18 protein-coding genes are annotated in these 19,008 nt (G+C 60.2%); 10 read left to right on the top strand and 8 right to left on the bottom strand.

Features of this window, described 5'->3' with window-relative positions:
* Positions 1-65 precede the first annotated feature (65 nt).
* From FHT76_RS26865 to ade, 4 genes are all read left to right on the top strand, one after another.
* Positions 66-383 (top strand): helix-turn-helix transcriptional regulator, encoded by a 318-nt coding sequence (locus FHT76_RS26865; RefSeq protein WP_016554762.1) that lies wholly within the window; start codon positions 66-68, stop codon positions 381-383.
* A 267-nt stretch (positions 384-650) separates the two neighbouring features.
* The gene (locus FHT76_RS26860; protein WP_183861257.1) at positions 651-1,979 is read left to right on the top strand and encodes an aspartate aminotransferase family protein; all 1,329 of its coding nucleotides are present in this window, start codon (positions 651-653) and stop codon (positions 1,977-1,979) included.
* 254 nt (positions 1,980-2,233) lie between these two features.
* The gene (locus FHT76_RS26855) at positions 2,234-3,337 is read left to right on the top strand and encodes a branched-chain amino acid ABC transporter substrate-binding protein (protein ID WP_016554764.1); all 1,104 of its coding nucleotides are present in this window, start codon (positions 2,234-2,236) and stop codon (positions 3,335-3,337) included.
* 137 nt (positions 3,338-3,474) lie between these two features.
* Positions 3,475-5,172 carry an adenine deaminase gene (gene ade, locus FHT76_RS26850; protein WP_183861259.1) on the top strand — a complete coding sequence of 566 codons (1,698 nt, stop codon included), beginning with the start codon at positions 3,475-3,477 and terminating at the stop codon, positions 5,170-5,172.
* Positions 5,173-5,175: 3 nt separating this feature from the next.
* On the opposite strand, the gene FHT76_RS26845 is transcribed toward ade, so the two are convergent.
* Positions 5,176-6,825 carry an alpha-glucosidase gene (locus tag FHT76_RS26845; RefSeq protein WP_183861430.1) on the bottom strand — a complete coding sequence of 550 codons (1,650 nt, stop codon included), beginning with the start codon at positions 6,823-6,825 and terminating at the stop codon, positions 5,176-5,178.
* Positions 6,826-7,279: 454 nt separating this feature from the next.
* Between FHT76_RS26845 and FHT76_RS26840 the strand changes: the two genes are divergently transcribed.
* Together FHT76_RS26840 and FHT76_RS26835 are read left to right on the top strand one after the other, a co-directional pair.
* Positions 7,280-8,200: a sugar kinase gene (locus tag FHT76_RS26840; protein ID WP_259129448.1), complete on the top strand. Its 921-nt coding sequence runs from the start codon at positions 7,280-7,282 to the stop codon at positions 8,198-8,200.
* Between the two features lie 156 nt (positions 8,201-8,356).
* The gene (locus FHT76_RS26835) at positions 8,357-9,523 is read left to right on the top strand and encodes a glycosyltransferase family 1 protein (RefSeq protein ID WP_183861432.1); all 1,167 of its coding nucleotides are present in this window, start codon (positions 8,357-8,359) and stop codon (positions 9,521-9,523) included.
* A 5-nt stretch (positions 9,524-9,528) separates the two neighbouring features.
* Here FHT76_RS26835 and FHT76_RS26830 read toward each other — a convergent pair whose 3' ends face one another.
* A complete protein-coding gene (locus tag FHT76_RS26830) occupies positions 9,529-10,542 on the bottom strand; it encodes an alpha/beta hydrolase (RefSeq protein WP_183861262.1) in 1,014 nt (337 codons plus the stop codon).
* Positions 10,543-10,701: 159 nt separating this feature from the next.
* Here FHT76_RS26830 and FHT76_RS26825 point away from each other — a divergent pair, with 159 nt between their 5' ends.
* On the top strand, positions 10,702-11,139 hold the full coding sequence (locus FHT76_RS26825) for a MarR family winged helix-turn-helix transcriptional regulator (RefSeq protein ID WP_183754086.1): 438 nt from the start codon (positions 10,702-10,704) through the stop codon (positions 11,137-11,139).
* 15 nt (positions 11,140-11,154) lie between these two features.
* On the opposite strand, the gene der is transcribed toward FHT76_RS26825, so the two are convergent.
* From der to FHT76_RS26805, 4 genes are all read right to left on the bottom strand, one after another.
* Complete coding sequence (der, locus tag FHT76_RS26820) at positions 11,155-12,579, bottom strand: ribosome biogenesis GTPase Der (protein WP_183861264.1); 1,425 nt, start codon at positions 12,577-12,579, stop codon at positions 11,155-11,157.
* 15 nt (positions 12,580-12,594) lie between these two features.
* Positions 12,595-13,278, bottom strand: coding sequence for a tetratricopeptide repeat protein (locus FHT76_RS26815; protein ID WP_183861266.1), 684 nt, complete (start codon positions 13,276-13,278; stop codon positions 12,595-12,597).
* A gap of 104 nt (positions 13,279-13,382) precedes the next feature.
* A complete protein-coding gene (locus FHT76_RS26810; RefSeq protein WP_183861268.1) occupies positions 13,383-13,967 on the bottom strand; it encodes an NnrU family protein in 585 nt (194 codons plus the stop codon).
* A gap of 27 nt (positions 13,968-13,994) precedes the next feature.
* Positions 13,995-14,252, bottom strand: coding sequence for a hypothetical protein (locus FHT76_RS26805; protein ID WP_259129503.1), 258 nt, complete (start codon positions 14,250-14,252; stop codon positions 13,995-13,997).
* Between FHT76_RS26805 and FHT76_RS26800 the strand changes: the two genes are divergently transcribed.
* Together FHT76_RS26800 and FHT76_RS26795 are read left to right on the top strand one after the other, a co-directional pair.
* Positions 14,139-15,083 (top strand): polysaccharide deacetylase, encoded by a 945-nt coding sequence (locus FHT76_RS26800; protein ID WP_259129502.1) that lies wholly within the window; start codon positions 14,139-14,141, stop codon positions 15,081-15,083. The genes FHT76_RS26805 and FHT76_RS26800 overlap by 114 nt on opposite strands.
* Before the next feature lie 230 nt (positions 15,084-15,313).
* Positions 15,314-15,580 (top strand): DUF2277 domain-containing protein, encoded by a 267-nt coding sequence (locus FHT76_RS26795; RefSeq protein WP_114713413.1) that lies wholly within the window; start codon positions 15,314-15,316, stop codon positions 15,578-15,580.
* Between the two features lie 132 nt (positions 15,581-15,712).
* Here the strand turns inward: FHT76_RS26795 and sbmA are convergent, their stop codons facing one another.
* Together sbmA and FHT76_RS26785 are read right to left on the bottom strand one after the other, a co-directional pair.
* Positions 15,713-16,978: a peptide antibiotic transporter SbmA gene (gene sbmA / locus FHT76_RS26790; protein WP_183754076.1), complete on the bottom strand. Its 1,266-nt coding sequence runs from the start codon at positions 16,976-16,978 to the stop codon at positions 15,713-15,715.
* A gap of 124 nt (positions 16,979-17,102) precedes the next feature.
* Positions 17,103-18,311 carry an MFS transporter gene (locus FHT76_RS26785; protein WP_259129447.1) on the bottom strand — a complete coding sequence of 403 codons (1,209 nt, stop codon included), beginning with the start codon at positions 18,309-18,311 and terminating at the stop codon, positions 17,103-17,105.
* Positions 18,312-18,438: 127 nt separating this feature from the next.
* Between FHT76_RS26785 and FHT76_RS26780 the strand changes: the two genes are divergently transcribed.
* Positions 18,439-19,008, top strand: coding sequence for a PadR family transcriptional regulator (locus FHT76_RS26780; protein WP_183861274.1), 570 nt, complete (start codon positions 18,439-18,441; stop codon positions 19,006-19,008).

The raw sequence follows: 19,008 nt of genomic DNA, 5'->3' as shown, positions 1-19,008 counted from the left end.
TTTCGCCGTCCGGCATTGAGCGGGAACACGCGTTCTTGAAATTAGTTTCACACCAGGAAGAAAATATGGACACAATCGATTTAACCGCCAATGCAAACGTTGCAGCTGCCCTTTTGTCGGCAATGGCAAACCCCAAGAGACTTCTGATCCTCTGCAACCTGGTCAAGGGCGAGATCCCCGTCGGCGCGTTGGCGCAGGAAGTCGGTTTGAGCCAGTCCGCGCTGTCGCAGCACCTATCCAAGCTGCGCGCCCAGAAGCTGGTCAAGACGCGACGCGACGCACAGACGATCTACTATTCAAGCAATTCCGAGCCGGTCCTCAAGATCCTCGAAGCCCTCACCGACATCTATGCTGTTCAAAGCCGCGCAAAGTCTGCGGCGTAAGGACGCGCTGACATAACGTCAGCCTATAAGCCCCACTGCCGAGGGATGCATCCGGAATAGTGCGGCACCTTATTTCAGTACGTCTTCATACTCTTAGACCGGCAGCAATGCCGGTCTATTTTTTTGCACTGCGCCAGCCGGCGCGAGCGCCCGCTGGCAACGGCAGCCGCTTGACGCCCGGACAAGCGCTGATAATTTGACCGGGCAGTAAAAAAACCGCCTCAGCCAATAACGGGAACGGCCTCCGAAACGGCCATGGAGAACAGCATGTCCAACCGCCTCAATACCACGCCAAACGACCTCCGGGCCTTTTGGATGCCCTTCACCGCGAACCGACAGTTCAAGAAGGAGCCGCGTCTCTTTGTCGGCGCGAAGGACATGTACTACCAGACCCACGACGGCCGCCAGGTGCTCGACGGCACTGCCGGCCTCTGGTGCGTCAATGCCGGCCACTGCCGGCCGAAGATCACCGAGGCGATCCGCGAACAGGCTGGCGAACTCGATTACGCGCCAGCCTTCCAGCTCGGTCATCCGAAGGCCTTCGAGCTGGCAAACCGCCTCGTCGACATTGCACCCGAAGGGATGGATCACGTTCTCTACACCAATTCGGGATCTGAATCGGTCGAAACGGCTCTTAAGGTCGCCCTCGCCTACCATCGGGTGAAGGGTAACGGTTCGCGGTTCCGTCTCATCGGCCGCGAGCGCGGCTATCACGGCGTCAACTTCGGCGGCATCTCCGTCGGCGGCATCGTTTCCAACCGCAAGATGTTCGGTGCCCTGCTGACCGGTGTCGATCACCTGCCACACACACATCAGCCAGGCAAGAACGCCTTTACCCGCGGCCAGCCGGAGCATGGCGGCGATCTGGCGACGGAACTCGAGCGCATCGTCACACTGCACGACGCTTCGACGATCGCAGCCGTCATCGTCGAACCGATCGCCGGCTCGACCGGCGTCCTGATCCCGCCTAAGGGCTACCTGCAGAAGCTCCGCGAAATCTGCACCAAGCACGGCATCCTGTTGATCTTCGACGAAGTCATCACCGGTTTCGGCCGCCTCGGTGCCCCGTTCGCCGCCCAATACTACGACGTCAAGCCTGACATGATCACCACCGCAAAGGGCCTGACCAACGGCGTCATCCCGATGGGCGCGGTTTTCGTGACGTCGGAGATCCATGACGCGTTCATGAGTGGTCCAGAACACATGATCGAGTTCTTCCACGGCTACACTTATTCCGGCAACCCGATCGCCTGCGCGGCAGCTCTCGGCACGCTCGACACCTACAAGGAAGAAGGGCTGCTGACCCGCGCCGCGGAGCTTGCGGACTACTGGGCCGACGGACTGCACTCCTTGAAGGATTGCCCGAATGTCATCGACATCCGGAACACCGGCCTGATCGGCGCCATCGAACTTGATCCGATCGCCGGCGAGCCCACCAAGCGCGCCTTCACCGCCTTCCTGAAGGCCTATGAGAAGGGCCTGTTGATCCGCACCACCGGCGACATCATCGCGCTCTCGCCGCCACTGATCATCGAAAAGCACCACATCGACGAACTCTTCGGAAAACTCCGCGAAATTCTTCAAAACAACATCTGATCGATGCGCTTTGGGGCCCGTTTTTGCCAGATCAGGCAAAAACGGGCCCCATTTCTTTATCTTCTTGCGAAATCCGCGGTAAATTCCTAAGAAACTTGCTGTGCACTCGCCGAAGCCAAACATGGCAGGCGGATGCTTCGGCCGTGCGGCTGCTCATCGTCTCTTGGCGCATCCCGCAAGGGCTGTTGTACGATCTGGGCACACTGCTGCGGTACTTAATCGCGGGTTTGAAAACCCACCCAAGGAGAAAGAAAATGAGTCTGAAGACTTTGTCGGCGGCCCTTGTCGCCTCGCTTGCCTTTGCGCCGCTCGCCCATGCAGATATCACCATTGGCCTCATCGCGCCGCTGACCGGTCCGGTTGCCGCCTATGGCGACCAGGTGAAGAATGGCGCACAGGCTGCTGTTGACGAGATCAACAAGAAGGGCGGCATCCTCGGCGAAAAAGTCATCCTCAAATACGCCGACGATGCCGGCGAACCGAAGCAGGGCGTTTCCGCCGCAAACCAGCTCGTCGGCGACGGCATCCGCTTCGTCGTTGGCCCGGTCACCTCGGGCGTCGCCATCCCGGCTTCTGACGTTCTCGCCGAAAACGGCGTGCTGATGGTGACCCCGACGGCAACGGCTCCCGATCTCACCAAGCGTGGTCTCGCCAACGTTCTGCGCACCTGCGGTCGCGACGACCAGCAGGCTGAGGTCGCCGCCAACTACGTTCTGAAGAATTTCAAGGACAAGCGCGTCGCGATCATCAACGACAAGGGCGCTTACGGCAAGGGTCTGGCCGACTCGTTCAAGGCAACCCTGAACGCCGGTGGTATCAAGGAAGTGCTCGACGACTCCCTGAGCCCCGGCGACAAGGACTTCAGCGCGCTCACGACCCGTCTGAAGGCCGAGAACGTCGATGTTGTCTATTTCGGCGGCTATCACCCGGAAGGCGGCCTGCTGGCCCGTCAGCTGCATGACCTCTCCGTCAAGGCCGTCATCATCGGCGGCGACGGCCTATCGAACAGCGAGTTCTGGAACATCGGCACCGACGCAGCCGGTGGCACGATCTTCACCAATGCCATGGACGCAACGAAGAGCCCGGACTCGCAGGCAGCTGCGGACGCACTTAAGGCCAAGGGCATCCCGGCCGAGGCCTTCACGCTCAACGCCTACGCCGCAGTCGAAGTCCTGAAGGCGGGTATCGAGAAGGCCGGTAGCGCTGAAGATTCGGAAGCAGTCGCCAAGGCGCTGAAGGGCGGCGAAGCGATCCCGACGGCAATCGGCAAGCTGACCTACGGCGAAACCGGCGACCTGACCTCGCAAAGCTTCGCGCTCTACAAGTGGGAAGCCGGCAAGATCGTTCCGGCCGAATAAGCCTTCGATCTCCCGATTTCGATCGCCGGGCGTCCCTCTGGGGCACCCGGTTTTCGTTTGTGGACCGGCCGACAAAGCCGATCTCGCTTTGTCGGACACATGGGCTATAACTGGTGAAACGCCAGCACGAGGATGCCATGACTGCCAAGCTTGAACGCCTCATCGACCAGGGAACGGGCCGCCTGCCCGCCGACATCGTTCTGAAAGGCGGCCGTTTCTTCGACCTTGTGACCGGCGAACTGGTGGCATCCGATGTCGCGATCGCACAGGATCTTATCGTCGGCACGTGCGGCAGCTACGACGGCGAAACCGAGATCGATATCTCGGGCAAGATCGTGGTGCCGGGCTTCATCGATACGCATCTCCACATCGAGTCGTCGCTGGTGACGCCACACGAATTCGACCGCTGCGTCCTGCCCTATGGCGTAACGACAGTCATCTGCGACCCGCACGAGATCGCAAATGTTCTCGGCACCGAAGGCATTCAGTATTTCCTCGATTCGTCCCTCGAAACGATCATGGACATCCGTGTCCAGCTCTCCTCCTGCGTGCCTGCGACGCATCTGGAGACATCGGGCGCCGACCTTCCGATCGAGCGCCTCCTTCCCTTCCGCCATCATCCGAAGGTAATCGGCCTTGCCGAGTTCATGAATTTCCCCGGCGTGATCCACAAGGATCCGATCTGCATGGCGAAGCTCGACGCCTTCCAGGGCGAGCACATTGACGGCCACGCCCCTCTGCTCTCGGGCAACGACCTCAACGGCTATCTCGCCGCCGGCATCCGCACCGAGCACGAATGCACGAGTGCTGCCGAAGCGCTGGAAAAGATCCGCAAGGGCATGCACATCCTCGTGCGCGAGGGCTCTGTTTCGAAAGATCTCGCAGCCCTGATGCCCATCATCACCGAGCGCCTGTCGCCCTACATCGCCCTTTGCACCGATGATCGCAACCCGCTCGACATCGCCGAGCAAGGGCATCTCGACTACATGATCCGTACCGCGATCAAGAGCGGGGTGGAGCCGCTTGCCGTCTACCGCGCCGCCTCGATCTCGGCTGCCCGGGCCTTCGGCTTGAGGGACCGCGGTCTCGTCGCCCCAGGCTGGCGCGCGGACCTCGTGGTCATCGACAGCCTCGAAAACTGCCGCGCGGATCTGGTCTTTGCTGCCGGCCGCCAGGTGACCACGGAACTTTTCGCCACACGCAAGCCGGTGGAGCCGGTCGGCCTCGACAGCGTCAAGGCCCGGCCCGTGAACGCCGCCCACTTCGGCGTTCCTGTGGCCGATGGCGAAACGCCTGTCATCGGTGTCACTCCCGGCAAGATCATTACCGAACACCGCCGCTACCGGCTACCGGTGAAAGGCAACCAGACCGCCGTCGATCTCGGCAACGACATCATCAAGGTCGCTGTGATCGAAAGGCACGGCAAGAACGGCAACCATGCCAATGGCTTCGTCCAGGGCTTCGGCCTGAAGAAGGGTGCGATTGCCTCCACCGTCGGCCATGACAGCCACAACATCTGCGTCGTTGGCGTCAGCGAGGACGACATGGCGCTCGCCGCCAATCGCCTCGGCGAAATCAACGGCGGCTTCGTGGTTGTGGAGGATGGCAAGGTCACCGGCGAGATCGCCCTGCCCATTGCCGGCCTGATGAGCCTCGAGCCCTACGAGACGGTGCGCGACACGCTCCACCATCTACGCAAGGCCGCCTACGCGCTCGGCACGACGCTTGAGGAACCCTTCCTGCAGGTGGCCTTCCTGCCGCTCCCGGTCATTCCGCACCTGAAGATCTCGGATCGGGGAATGGTCGATGTCGACAAGTTTGCGCTGATCGGCTGACGTCTAGCCAGCCACCCGCGCACAGAACGCGTCGAGCGCGACAAGCTTGATTGGGCCGGTTGCCGCTCCCGCCGCAAAGCCCGGCATAGCCAACCGTTCTCCTATCACCATTCCCGCCGGCGGAATGAACTGTGCTGGCTTGCGCGTCAGGTTGAAGACAAAGAGCAGCGTCTCGCTTCCCTTGGTGCGCGTGAAGGCGAGCAGGTCCTGATTGGTCCCGATGAACTCCATCGCGCCGTCAAGCAATGCCGGATGGCCTTTCCGGAATTCGAGCGTCTGCCGGTAGTGGTTCAGAACGGAATGCGGATCGCTCTCCTGCGTGTCGACGGAAAGCGCTGCCTGCTCGTAAGGAACAGGCAACCAGGATTTTTCGGCCATGGTAAAGCCGGCATGCGCCTTCGCAGCCTCCCAGGGCATCGGCGTGCGGCATCCGTCGCGTCCCTTGAAGGCCGGCCAGAAACGGATGCCGTAGGGGTCACGCAGATCCTCGAAGGCCAACTCGGCCTCCGGCAGGCCGAGTTCTTCCCCCTGATAGAGGCAGATCGAGCCGCGCAGCGTCGCCAGCACCGACATGGCGAGCTTGGCAACGACTGGCCGCTCCTCCGGGGTCTTTGCGAAGCGGCTCACATGACGGTTGACGTCATGGTTCGAGAAGGCCCAGCAGACCCAGCCATTGGCAACCGACTTCTGGAAGGCATCGACGCAACTGCGGATATGGGTAGCGGTAAACTCCGGTCCGAGCAGGTCGAAGGTGTAGCACATGTTCAGCTTGTCGCCGCCGGCGGTATAGGCAGCCACCGTCTTCAACGAGCGTGCTCCGTCGCCGACCTCGCCTACCGTCGCGCGCGCTTCGTAGTGGTCGAGCAAGGCCCGGAAGCGCTGGAGGAAGCCGATGTTTTCCGGCTGCGTCTTGTCATAGAGGTGGTTCTGCATGCCGTAAGGGTTCGTATCGGGCGCATCGAGACCGGCATCGCTCTCGTCGGGCGCATGCGGGGGATTGTCGCGAAGAAGCTTATCGCAGAAGTAGTAGTTCACTGTATCAAGGCGGAAGCCATCGACGCCACGGTCGAGCCAGAACTTCACGGTGGCGAGCACGGCATCCTGAACCTGTGGATTGTGGAAGTTCAGATCCGGCTGCGAGGTCAGGAAGTTGTGCTGGTAATATTGCCGGCGTACGCCATCCCATTCCCATCCAGGCCCGCCGAAGATCGAGAGCCAGTTGTTGGGTGCCGTGCCATCTGGCTTCGGATCTGCCCAGACATACCAGTCGGCCTTGGGATTGCTTCGGCTTGAGCGGCTTTCGACGAACCAGGGATGAACATCGGACGTGTGCGATATCACTTGGTCGATGATGATCTTGATGCCGAGCCGGTGAGCCGCCGCCATCATCTCGTCGAAATCATCGAGCGTTCCGAAGATCGGATCGACATCGCAATAGTCGGAAACGTCATAGCCCATATCGGCCATCGGTGACTTGAAGAATGGCGACAGCCAGATGGCGTCTACGCCGAGGCTGGCGATATGGGGCAATCTCCGGGTAATGCCCTTCAGGTCTCCGAGGCCATCTCCGTTCGTATCCTGAAAGGATCGTGGATAGACCTGATAGATAACCGCACCTCGCCACCAGTCCGCTGTTTTGCCCGCAACCGACATCAGCCGTCTATCTCCTACCTTCATTCGATGATGCCAACACTAAAGCGGGCGGGACAAAAAACAACCTTCAGCCGAAATCAGTCGAACATCCCAGCTTCTGCATTTTGCGCTTTAGCTTTTCGCGGTGCTTGATGTCCTTGCTAGGCAGCTTACCGCCCACCGTGTTTCGTTCCTGCAAGGCGAGTGTCTGACAATCCCACTTTCGCTTGCCTCCGCCTCCGTGTGCGGAAGCGAGACCGGTTGAAAGCGATAGCGCCGCAACCAGCGAAATACCAATCAGAGGGCCTGAGATCGTCTGCAAGCGTGTGTCCCCGTAACTGCGCGAGTGCCACTATGCGCGCTGCAGATAGGGTCAACAATCCGGCCTAGAGTCGCAGCCACATGCCGCTCGTGGCTTGTCAGGAACAGCCTCTACGCGTATCAGCGAAAGCGGGAAAATTCAGGGAGGCTTTCTGTGAGCGGGCGTTTTCTATCGATCGGTGAATGCATGGTAGAGCTTTCGCATGCAGGCGCCGGCTTGCTGCGCAAGGGCTTTGCCGGCGACACGCTGAATACAGCCTGGTACGCCCGCGCCTGCCTGCCGGCGGATTGGTCGGTCGAGTATTTTACCGCGCTCGGCGACGAAGCCATGTCCGATGAGATGATCGCCTTCTACAAGCAGGCTGGCATCGGCACGGAATTTATCAGGCGCATCAAGGGCAAGGCGCCGGGTCTCTACATGATCAGCCTCAAGGATGGCGAGCGCTCCTTTAGTTACTGGCGCGACAACTCCGCCGCCCGCCAGCTCGCAGCCGACGCGGAACTCCTTCGCGAGGCGATCGAGGCCAGCGACGTTGTCTACTTCTCCGGCATCACACTTGCGATCCTGTCTCGCAACGACGCCGACACCCTGCTCACCGAAGTCCGCCGCGCCAAGGCCGCCGGCAAGATCGTGGCCTTCGATCCCAATATCCGCCCGCGGCTCTGGTCGGGCTATGACGTGATGCATGCGACGATTAGCGAAGGTGCGCGTGCCTCTTCCCTGGTGCTGCCGAGTTTTGATGACGAGGCAACGCACTTCGGCGACGTTTCGATTGCAGCAACGATCCAGCGCTATCGCACCCTCGGCGCGACGGACGTGGTGGTCAAGAACGGCGCAGAAGGAGCAACGTTGAGCTTCGACGGCGTGGAGAGATTCGTCCCGGCTGAGAAGGTCGAGCAGGTCGTCGACACGACCAGCGCCGGCGACAGCTTCAACGGCGCATTTCTCGCCCGCTACCTCGAGACCAAGGACGCGCCCGCCGCCGCCGCATTTGCTGCAAAGGTTGCCGCACGCGTCGTCAGCGAACATGGAGCCCTCGTTGCCTGGGAAAAACTTGGTATCAACCACGCCTGAGCAACACCGGACGATCGGTGTAGCGCAACTGTAATATTTCCATCATCGACGGTCGCCAGAATGTGAAGCGCGGGAATCGAGTCCCCGGGTCTGCCGGGAGTTTGGCCGGCGCCCCCGCGGGCGCGGCTTGGATGGAATTGGGGCGTGCTGCAGCATATGTCGGATGTTGGGGGCAACGAAGGCCGGAACGCATCTCGGCCGGGGGTGGCGGAACGGCTGGTCATTGTCAGCGATGCCTGGCATCCGCAGGTCAACGGCGTCGTCCGTTCGATCGAGAACACCAACCGCGAACTGGCGAAAATGGGCATTGACGTGGCAATGGTGACGCCGCAGGGCTTTCACAGTGTGCCCTGCCCCACCTACCCCGAAATTCGTCTTTCCATCGCCAGCTACCGCCGCGTCGCGCGCGAGATCAGAAAACACATGCCCTCCTACGTTCATATCGCAACGGAGGGTCCTTTGGGGCTGACGGCGCGGCGCTGGTGCCTGAAGAACCGCATGCCCTTTTCGACCAGTTACCACACCCGCTTTCCGGAATATGTTTCGGCCCGTTTGCCCATACCGAAGAGCTGGCTTTATGCGTTCGTCCGTTGGTTCCACAATTCCGGCGCCGGTTGCATGGTCGCGACCCCAAGCCTCGCGCGCGAACTCTCCGACAAGGGCATTCGAAACCTCATGCCGTGGAGCCGCGGCATCGATGCCGATCATTTCCGCCCCATGCCCCTGGACGACGCGCCGTTCGGCCTTGCCCGCCCGATCTTCATGACAGTCGGCCGCGTTGCCCTGGAAAAGAACTTGCCGGCCTTCCTGGATCTCGACCTACCGGGATCGAAGGTCGTCGTCGGTGACGGGCCGGCTCGTGCCGAGCTCGAGAAGCGCTATCCAGATGTCCACTTCGCCGGCCTGAAGGTCGGCGAGGAACTGGCGAAGGCCTACGCCCAGGCGGATGTCTTCGTCTTCCCCTCGCTGACGGATACGTTCGGAAATACGATCCTCGAGGCCCTCGCGTCAGGCGTTCCCGTCGCCGCCTACCCTGTCACCGGCCCCCTCGACATCATCGCAGACGACAACGACGTCGGAGCACTCGACGACGACCTGAAAACGGCCTGCCTAACGGCGTTTTCAGCGTCGCGCGAGAAGGCACGCGAACTCGCGCTTCAATATTCCTGGGAAGCGGCGACGACACAGTTCATCAACAACATCCGCGCCGCCAACGGCGTCATTACGCCGAAGTGGAAGAAAGCCTGGCAATTTGCTGCCAAGTCGCTGCCAAGAACGAAAAAGCCCGGTGATGCCGCCGGGCCCGTCTCGTCAGGAACCTGAACCGGTTATTTGCTGAGCGCGTCGCGGAGCGTCTGGCTGGCAACGGAGATTGCGCTGCGCACAGCGGGCGTCTCGGCAATGGCGTTCAGAAGCACGAAGTCGTGGATCGTGCCGTTGTAGCGGATCGAGGTCACCTTCACGCCCGCCTGACTTAATTTGCGGCCATAGGCCTCGCCTTCGTCTCGCAGCACGTCATTCTCGTCGGTGATGATCAATGCCGGAGGCAACCCGTTCAGCTGATCGAGTGAAGCCTGGAGCGGGGAAGCAGTCGGCTCCCTGCGCTTGGCTTCATCGGGGAGATACGCATTCCAGAACCACTTCATCGCTTCCTTCGTTAGCCAAGGACCGTTGGCGAACTGATTGTAGGAGCCGGTCTCGAAGTTGGCGTCGGTCACGGGATAGAACATGACCTGCTGAGCGATTGCAGGACCGCCGCGCTCCTTGGCAAGCAGCGTGACCGCCGCGGTCATGTTGCCGCCGACGCTGTCGCCGGCCACCGCCAGGCGGGTGGCGTCGACATTGAATTCCTTCTGGTGTTCAGTGACGTATTTCGTTGCGGCGTAGGCCTGCTCGATCGCGATCGGATAGCGAGCCTCCGGCGAGCGCTCATAGTCGACAAAGACAACAGTGGCCTTGGCGCCATTGGCGATCTCGCGAACGAGACGGTCATGCGTATCGGCATCGCCAAGCACCCAGCCGCCGCCGTGGAAATACATGACGACAGGAAGCTTGCCCTTCACGCCTTCTGGACGAACGACACGCAGCTTGATGCTGCCGGTCGGTCCAGCCTTGATCGTCAGGTTCTCTTCCTTGGCGGCAAGCTTCTTGGCGTCACCCTTCTGCGCCCCGGCAAGGACATTGCGGGCGTCGGAAGGAGACAGTGCATAGATTGGCTTGGAGCCAGCGAGCGCATCGATGAACTTCTGGGTTGTCACTTCCAATACCGGATCGGCAGCGGCACCCAAAGTGGTTGCTGCGAGGATGGCTGCTGCGGAGAGTGCGGTCTTTGCGGTCGACATTGTCCTGTCCTTTTCGGTTGCTATTCGTCGTTGGCGCATCATCTATATATTGCACTATTATATATCGCACGATATAAACAGGCACAGCTCTCATGCAGAAAGATTGGTTGCGATTGTTTATTGCGCGATATATGTTGTCGCGCTTTCGGAGAATTGGATATGAGCGACGATCTGAACCTAGATGATTTTATGTGCTTCGCCCTCTACACCGCAAATCACGCGATGAATCGGGTCTACAAGCCACTGCTTGATGCGCTGGACCTCACATACCCGCAGTACCTGGCAATGGTCACCCTATGGAAAGAAGACAACCAGACAGTCGGCGACATCAGCGAGAAGCTTCACCTTGAATCGAGCACCCTCACCCCTCTCCTGAAGCGTTTGGAAACGGCCGGCTACGTCAAACGCGAGCGCGGCAAGGACGACGAGCGTGTAGTCATCATCCGGTTGACGAAGGAGGGTCGCGAACTCAAAAGACGCGCAGCATCCATTCCCGGCTGCATCCTCGATGCATCGGGCCGAGAATTTGCTGACTTGAAACGGTTGGCGGCAGACGTGATCGTATTGCGCGACACGCTGACGCGTCACTCAAAATAAGGAGCAGCGGACCTATCAGGACCGCTTTTTCTTCGACTCATACGGATTGTCCGGAGAACGATAGTGAATCCGGATCGGCACGCTCGGCATGTCGAAATCGTTGCGCAGACCGTTGATCAAATAGCGGGTGTACGATTCCGGCAGCGCGTCGGAGCGTGTGCAGGAGATCATGAACGCCGGCGGACGGGCCTTCACCTGCGTCATATACTTGAGCTTGATGCGGCGACCGGAGACTGCTGGTGGCGGATGCTGAACCTGCTGCTGCTCCAGCCAGCGATTGAGGCGGGCAGTCGAGATGCGCTTGTTCCAGACCTTATCCGTATCGATGATAGACTGCATCAGCTTGTCGAGACCACGGCCGGTCTGGCCGGAGATCGGCACGGCACGAATCCCGCGCGCCTGCGGCAGCAAGCGGTCGGTCTTCTCGCGCAGGTCCGCGAGAACAGCCTGCGGCTCCTCGATCATGTCCCACTTGTTGAAGGCGAGCACGGCAGCACGGCCCTCACGGAGCACGAGATCGACGATGTGCAGATCCTGCTTCTCGAACGGGATCGTCGCATCGAAGACGATGACGACGAGCTCAGCAAAACGGATGGCACGTAGCGTATCGGCCACCGAGAGCTTTTCGAGCTTCTCGATCACCTTCGCCTTGCGGCGCATGCCTGCCGTATCGAACATCTTGATGGTGCGGCCGCGCCAGTCCCATTCAACGGAGATGGAATCGCGCGTGATGCCGGCTTCCGGCCCCGTCAGCAGTCGGTCTTCACCGAGGAAGCGATTGATCAGCGTCGACTTACCGGCGTTCGGGCGACCGACGATCGCCACGCGCAGCGGCTTCGTGTCGTCATATACCGGTTCTTCCTCTTCCTCGCCTTCCTCATCGATCGGCTGAGGGATATCGACGTCGGTGACGGCGACATCTTCCTTAGGCGGAAATGCGCGGTCTTCACCAAGGGCGGCAACGATCGCATCCCTAAGGTCGAGCATGCCCTGCCCGTGTTCGGCCGAGATCGGAGTCGGTTCACCAAGACCGAGCGAATAGGCGTCGTAAAACCCGGCGTCCGAGCCACGGGCTTCCGACTTGTTGGCCACGAGAACCACGGGCTTGCCACGGCGGCGCAACATTTCGGCGAGCGCCGTGTCGACGGGCGTCAGCCCGGTCTTGGCATCGACTACGAACAAAGAAAGGTCAGCCTCGTCGATCGCCGCCTCTGTCTGGGCGCGCATGCGGCCCTGCAGGCTCTCTTCATGGGCCTCCTCAAGACCAGCCGTATCAACGATGGTGAAACGCAGGTCGACGAGCCGTGCTTCGCCCGGGCGGCGGTCGCGGGTAACGCCCGGCGTGTCATCGACAAGCGCCAGCTTCTTTCCAACCAACCGGTTGAAAAGCGTCGACTTGCCGACATTCGGGCGACCGACAATGGCGACCGTGAAGCTCATTGAAATTCCTTACATTCAGCCCTGTGCGGCGGGCGCCTTGCCGGATGCGGTGATGTTATCAAGCATCATCTGGGCACGATTGGCAACATTGCGCGGGCTCTGCGCATCGTCGGCAATTGCCTGGTACCATTGGCGAGCCTGCGCCATGTTGCCAGCCTTGTAGGCGGCAAGGCCGAGCGCTTCGCGGGAGGAGTGACGGAAGGCATTACCGGGAACAGCCATTTCCTCGACATGGGCGGAAACCTGGTCGTAGGTGCCGCTTTCAATCAGCAGCCATCCGGCGCGCATCTTGGCGGCATCGCGTACGGCTGCCGGAGCAGCGTTGTCCTTGCCGATCAAATCGAAGGCAGCAACGGCGCCAGCCGTGTCGCCCTTCTGGGCCAGAACGCTTGCGGCACGCAGGCGGGCAAGGATCGGATAGGCACCATGTCCTTCCTTTTCCAACGTCTCGAGCGCGGCCAGCGCCTCGTCGTTCTTGTTCTCGTCGGCAAGCTTCATCGCGGCGATGAACTTGTCACCCGTGCCGGAGGACTGGTTATCGTCCCAGTATTCGTAGACCTTGTAGCCGATGGTACCGAGCACGATCAGGACGGCGAGCGCAATCAGGTAACGACCAAACCGGCGCCATGCGCCCTTCACCTGGTCGGAACGCAGTTCCTCATTGACTTCACGAATGAAGCTGTCGTCGTTGAATGCCATTCTCGTCTCCGGCCGCGGATATGCTTCGGCATGCGGGTTGCACGCACATTGTGGGGCCTTCTACCCCATTTTTCAGCAGTTGTAAGGGGGATTGAAAAGATTCGTCACATAGCGATCGGGGCCACACCGATCAACAGCTCGTGCAGCTTGAACGTGATGAGCGCCCAGACAACCACACCGATGACGACGGCATATAGATCATACTTACCCGAGACGAAGGGACGAAGGGTGAGTTCGCCAGCACGTTCGCGCCTTTTCAGCGCAATGCGCAGGATGACGCCCCATGCAAGAAAGGCCGCAAACAGCAACACTGATGAGGTCTCGCCGTTGGCCAGGAGATGCGCGAAGGCCCAGATCTTCACCGACAGGACCATCGGATGCTTCGTCTTCACCGCGATACGCCCCGCCGGCAGCAGCGAGGCGACTAGACAGATAAGGGCGATCAGCATCAGCGTAACGGCGATATGCGCCATCCAGACCGGTGGGGTGTAGAGCACGCCGGTCACCTGACGGGCCTGACCGAAGCCGTAGATCAACAGGATGAGCGATAGGATACTGAGGACTGAATAGACGCCCTTCCAACCGTTCTCGCCGAGCCTGTCGATCATGGACTGACGAAGGCCGGGGGCGATCACACGGATAAGATGAAGCCCGAGGAAAATAATGATGCCGACGATGAGCAATGCCATGACGATCTCCTGTGCGTTTTCCGAGACTTAGCTGGGCTGACAGAAAAACGCCAGCGCCACCGCAGCTTCGCCGCATTTCTGTAACAGGAAAGCCGCAAACAAATTGTCGCGGTGCCCATGTTTCGTTCGTTTTTCAAAGCCTCCCTCGCTCTTTCCTTGTTTGTCCCAAGCGTGGCGAGTGCCGGCGATCAGCCAAAGCAGCTGGTGATCATCTCGTTTGACGGTGCGCACGATAACGCGCTCTGGCAGAAGAGCCGTGAAATGGCGGCAAAGAACGGTGCGCATTTCACCTATTTCCTCTCCTGCACCTTCCTGATGAACCAGGCCGCTAAGAAAGCCTATCAGGCGCCGCATCAGAAAATGGGCAAATCCAACGTCGGCTTTGCCCAGAGCGATGACGAGATCCGCGAACGGCTGGGCAATATCTGGCATGCCCATCTCGAGGGCCACGATATTTCGAGCCATGCCTGTGGCCATTTCGACGGGCGGCAGTGGAGTGAAGTCGACTGGCGTAGGGAGTTCGCAACTTTCCACGCCACGCTGCGGAACGCCTGGAAAAGCGTTGACCTCGAAGAGCCGAAAGGCTGGCAGGATCTGGTCAATCATGGCATCCACGGCTTCCGCGCCCCTTACCTCTCGGCAACGCCGGGCGCCGACATGATCGCTGCGGAGAAGAAGGCCGGCTTCACCTACGACGCAAGCCTCGTGACCAAGGGTCCCGCCATGCCGGTCGAGGAAGCCGGCATCGTCCGCTTCGGCCTACCTCTCATTCCTGAGGGCCCCCGCGAGAAGCCGATCATCGGCATGGACTACAACCTCTTCGTCCGCCACTCCAACGGCACCGAGGACAAGGCCGACTCGAAGGCATTCGAAGACCGCTCCTACGCCGCCTTCAAGGAAGCCTTCGACAAACAATACACCGGCAACCGCATTCCGCTGCAGCTCGGTTTCCATTTCGTCGAGATGAACGGCGGCGCCTACTGGCGCGCGCTCGACCGACTTGTCAGCGATGTCTGCCACCGTCCGGACGTCTCCTGTGTCAGCTATTCCGAGGCGATCCCGATCATCGAGGCGCGCGGCAAGCTGCAGGAGCAGACGCAAACCTCGGGTCTTTAGGCGAGCGTTGCCGTTCGCTAGCCTTTGCCCAGGGTGGGCAACATCGCGCCAATTGAACGCGCTGTGTTTTCGCTGGGTCGTATCCACCAGTATCGAAGTGCGACCTGCTCCTGCTGCCCTGCGGTGCACGGTTGCTCGTCTCTGGTGCGTTTGCAATTAGCGCCGGCGCGACTACTTTTTAGCGACGCCACTCTTCTCAGTGGCAGCGAGAAGCAGACCAGGAGCAGATCATGTGCCGAAACATCAAACCCCTGTTCAATTTCGATCCGCCTGCTACAGATGAAGAGATCCATGATGCGGCGCTTCAGTTTGTGCGGAAATTGAGCGGAACGACCAAGCCATCGAAACGCAACGAGGCCGCGTTCGAGCGCGCAGTCAATTCGATCACGAAATGCGCCCAAGAACTGCTCAATTCACTGGAAACGTCCCAACCTCCTCGTGATCGCGAGGAAGTCGCCGCAAAAGCCCGGGCCAGAACAGCGATGCGGTTCGCGTAGGCCAAACCCATCGCACGCAGAAGGTCTCATTTCGACCCGTCGGGCAAGTGACTATCCGCCGCTCAAAGTCGCCGTGAAAGTCATCGCCAGAACATGGCGATGACCAAGGGTCGGCTTCTCCAGCCGGCGGCACTAGCCGTCGGCGTGGATGATGCCCGCTTCGCGCTCCAGATAGCGCTGGTCGATATCAGGCAACGGCTCGCCTTCGATCGCCGACTCGAACGTGCGCAAGCGCTTGTAGATCGACAACAGTTCGACGATCGTCGTCCACGAATTGACCAGATACTGGAAGGATCCGCGAACCTGATCAAAGACATTGTTGATCTGCGTCATCAGGCCGAGCGTCAGCTTGCCGGCGACGATCGATGGCACCAGCACGATCAGGCTGAACAGATTGTCGGCCTGCAGGTAGAAAATGCGGGCGACGTTGAAATACATGTAGTGGAAATAGAGCCGGAAATAGTTGCGGCGCACGTTGGCGAAAAGCTCAGCCACGGTCGGCGGCGTCGCGCGGTCAGCATGGTCTTCGCCGTAGACAAGCTCCTTGCGGTAGGACGCTTCCACGCGCTGATTTCGGAACTCCAGGCCAGGCAGCTTGATACCGACCAGACCAAGGAAAACCGTCCCGAAGATCGACCAGAACAGTGCGGCCCAGACCAGCGCGTGCGGCACTTCGCCGATCAGCGGCAGTTCCGTGATGTTGGTGCCAATCTTGAACAGCACCGGCAGGAAGGCAATCAGCGTCATGACCGAGCTGACCAGGCTGACGCCAAGGCTTTCCACCGTTGAGGAGAAGCGCATCGTGTCTTCCTGAACGCGCTGCGAAGCGCCTTCGATGTGCCGGAGCTTCGGCCAATGCGCCATGTAGTATTCGTTCATCGCCGTGCGCCAGCGGAAGATCCAGTGGCTGACAAAGAACAGATTGAGCACGCCAACGGTGATCGCCACGAAGGCAATGCCGGCAAAGCCAAGCATGCCGAGATAGAGCTGCGACGCGGTGACAGGTGCCGTCTTCGCGAGCGCCTGCTGGATCAGGTCATAGAACGGCCCGTACCATGCGTTGATCGCGACGCTGACCTGAACCGAAAAATACGTGTTGAAGATGATCAGCGCCGAACCCAGCACCGACCACATCTGCCAGCGATGCGGGCTGTAGGTAAACCAGAAAGCGGCAAAGAGCGCGACGGCCACCGTGTAGTAGATGTAGAACCAAAGGAACGGCGCCGACCAGAAGACCGAGACACCGATCGGAGATTCCTCGCCCGCCGCCAGCGGCGGCAAGCCAACGATGGCGCCGAGGCCGGATCCCACGAAATACCAAAAGAGAACGGCAAGAAGCGCCCAAGCAACAGCTGAGATAAAGAAGAGCCTGGGCTTGGGGAAATACGATACGAACACGGGAGAGCTTGCTTTCCTGAACTGGAGTCTTCGGAGTCTCTAAACAGACCAATTGCGGCGAAAACTACGGCAGTTCGCGAAGAGCGGCAATGGCCTCTCCCCATTGTTACGCACTTGTAACGCGCTATGACAGCTTCTTGACGACCGGTATCACCAGCATTGCGCACACCAGCAAAGCCCCCGCGGCGGCATATGTCGGCGTCGTGAAACTTCCGGTCCGCTCCGCCATCCAGCCTGCCACAATGGGGCCGACAATCTGCCCGACGCCAAATGCGGCTGTCATCGTCGCAAGGATCCTGCGCGGGCTCGCCGGGGATAACTTGCGGCCGATCTGCAGGCCATAAGCAGTGATCGCGAGGAAAGTTGCACCAAACAGCGCACCACCGATCAGCGGCGCCACCGAATGCGGCAAGAGAACGGTCGCGAGCACACCAACTGCCTCGATGAGGAGCGCAGCCACGTAGACCCACCCCAACCCGAGCGGGCGGACGAAGGGCTTCCAGGCGAAAAGCGCGACCGAAGCAGTCAGTCCGGCGATGAACCAGCAAAGAAATTCAATGATCGGTCCGGCAGCATCCATGCGGGCGATCGTAACCAGAAACGTGCCGGTGATCACATATCCGAACCCAAAGAGCCCATAAGACGCCGTCACGAGTATCATCGGCAGGCTCCAGGCGATCTTCGGCTCCTTGCCGGTCTGCGCGGCTGCCGCCGGGCCTGTCGGCAATAGCCACCAGACTGCCACCAGGCTGACCGCCGAATAGATCGCGCCGCCGATCCAGGATGCCCGCCAGGCGTCTGCGCTTCCGCTAAACAGCAGTCCGACCAGCAACACCATCACCGACGAGAGCGCGATGCCGGCGCCCGGACCGCCGAAATGCGCCGCCTGGACATGGTCGTTTCCGGCCATTGCTCCGTGGCTGAGCACGATCTGCGAGCTGAAGACAAGAGCAAAGGCACTCGCAACACCGGCGAGGAAGCGAATGACTGCAAAACCCATGACCGATGTCGTCATCGCCATGGCTGCAAGCAGCAACGCTGTTGCCGCAAGCGCAAGAAGCGCGACCTTGCGCTCGCGTCCTGTCGCCCAGCCATAGGCGGCGAGAACCGCGCCGACGAGATAGCCGACGAAATTCGCCGAAGCGATGAAGCCGGCATCGGCAGCGGACAGCGGCACGCCGCTGATCATGCTCGGCAGGATCGGGGTGTAGGAAAAACGGCCGAAACCCATGGCGGCAGCCATGGCGATCGCCCCTGCCAGTCCGGTTCGAAAGAGGCTTTCGGGAAGGTTTTCATTGCGTGCCAACATGGCATGCTTATCGCGCTGCAGCATGGCGCCGACAATCAAGAATTTCTGATCGAACGATCAATCGTACGAAATCATCTCCGAGTTCTTGAAAGCAATTATCGTAAGATATATGTTTTACGACATAGTGAACGATACATCAAAGGAGTGACCTATGAGAGGTTTTAGAGGCGGAATGATGGGTGGCGGCGGTTTTCGCATGGGAAGGAAGTTTGCGTCAGGCGATCTGCAACTGGTGATCCTGGCGCTGCTGGTGGAACAGCCCCGCCACGGCTACGAGCTGATCAAGCTCCTGGAAGAGCGTTCGGGCGGCTTTTATGTTCCAAGCCCTGGCGTGATCTATCCTGCGTTGACCTACCTGGAAGAAACCGGCCTTGCCGACGTGGAGAGCGAAGGCACCAAGAAGCTCTACCGCATCACGGAAAGCGGCCGCAGGCTTGTCGAAGAAAACCAGTCGATGATCGACATGACGCTTGGAAAGCTCGAGAAGATCGGCGCGAAGATGGCGCATGTGCGCAAGATCTTCGACCCGGAAAGCCGCAATGGCGATCGGGACGATGACGCCTTCCCGGAAGACAAGAGCGAGGTCGCAGCAGCCCGTATGCTGCTCAAATCGGCGCTCCGGCTGCGCTATCCCTGGTCGAAGGACGAGGCCAAACGCATTGCCGGCATTCTGGAGCGCGCTGCCGGCGAAATTCTTGCCGGCGGACGTTCGGGCGAATGA

This window comes from Rhizobium sp. BK176 (genome assembly GCF_024808055.1).
Note: the sequence above shows the minus strand (reverse complement) of the source record. Positions and strands in the feature narration are given on the sequence as shown.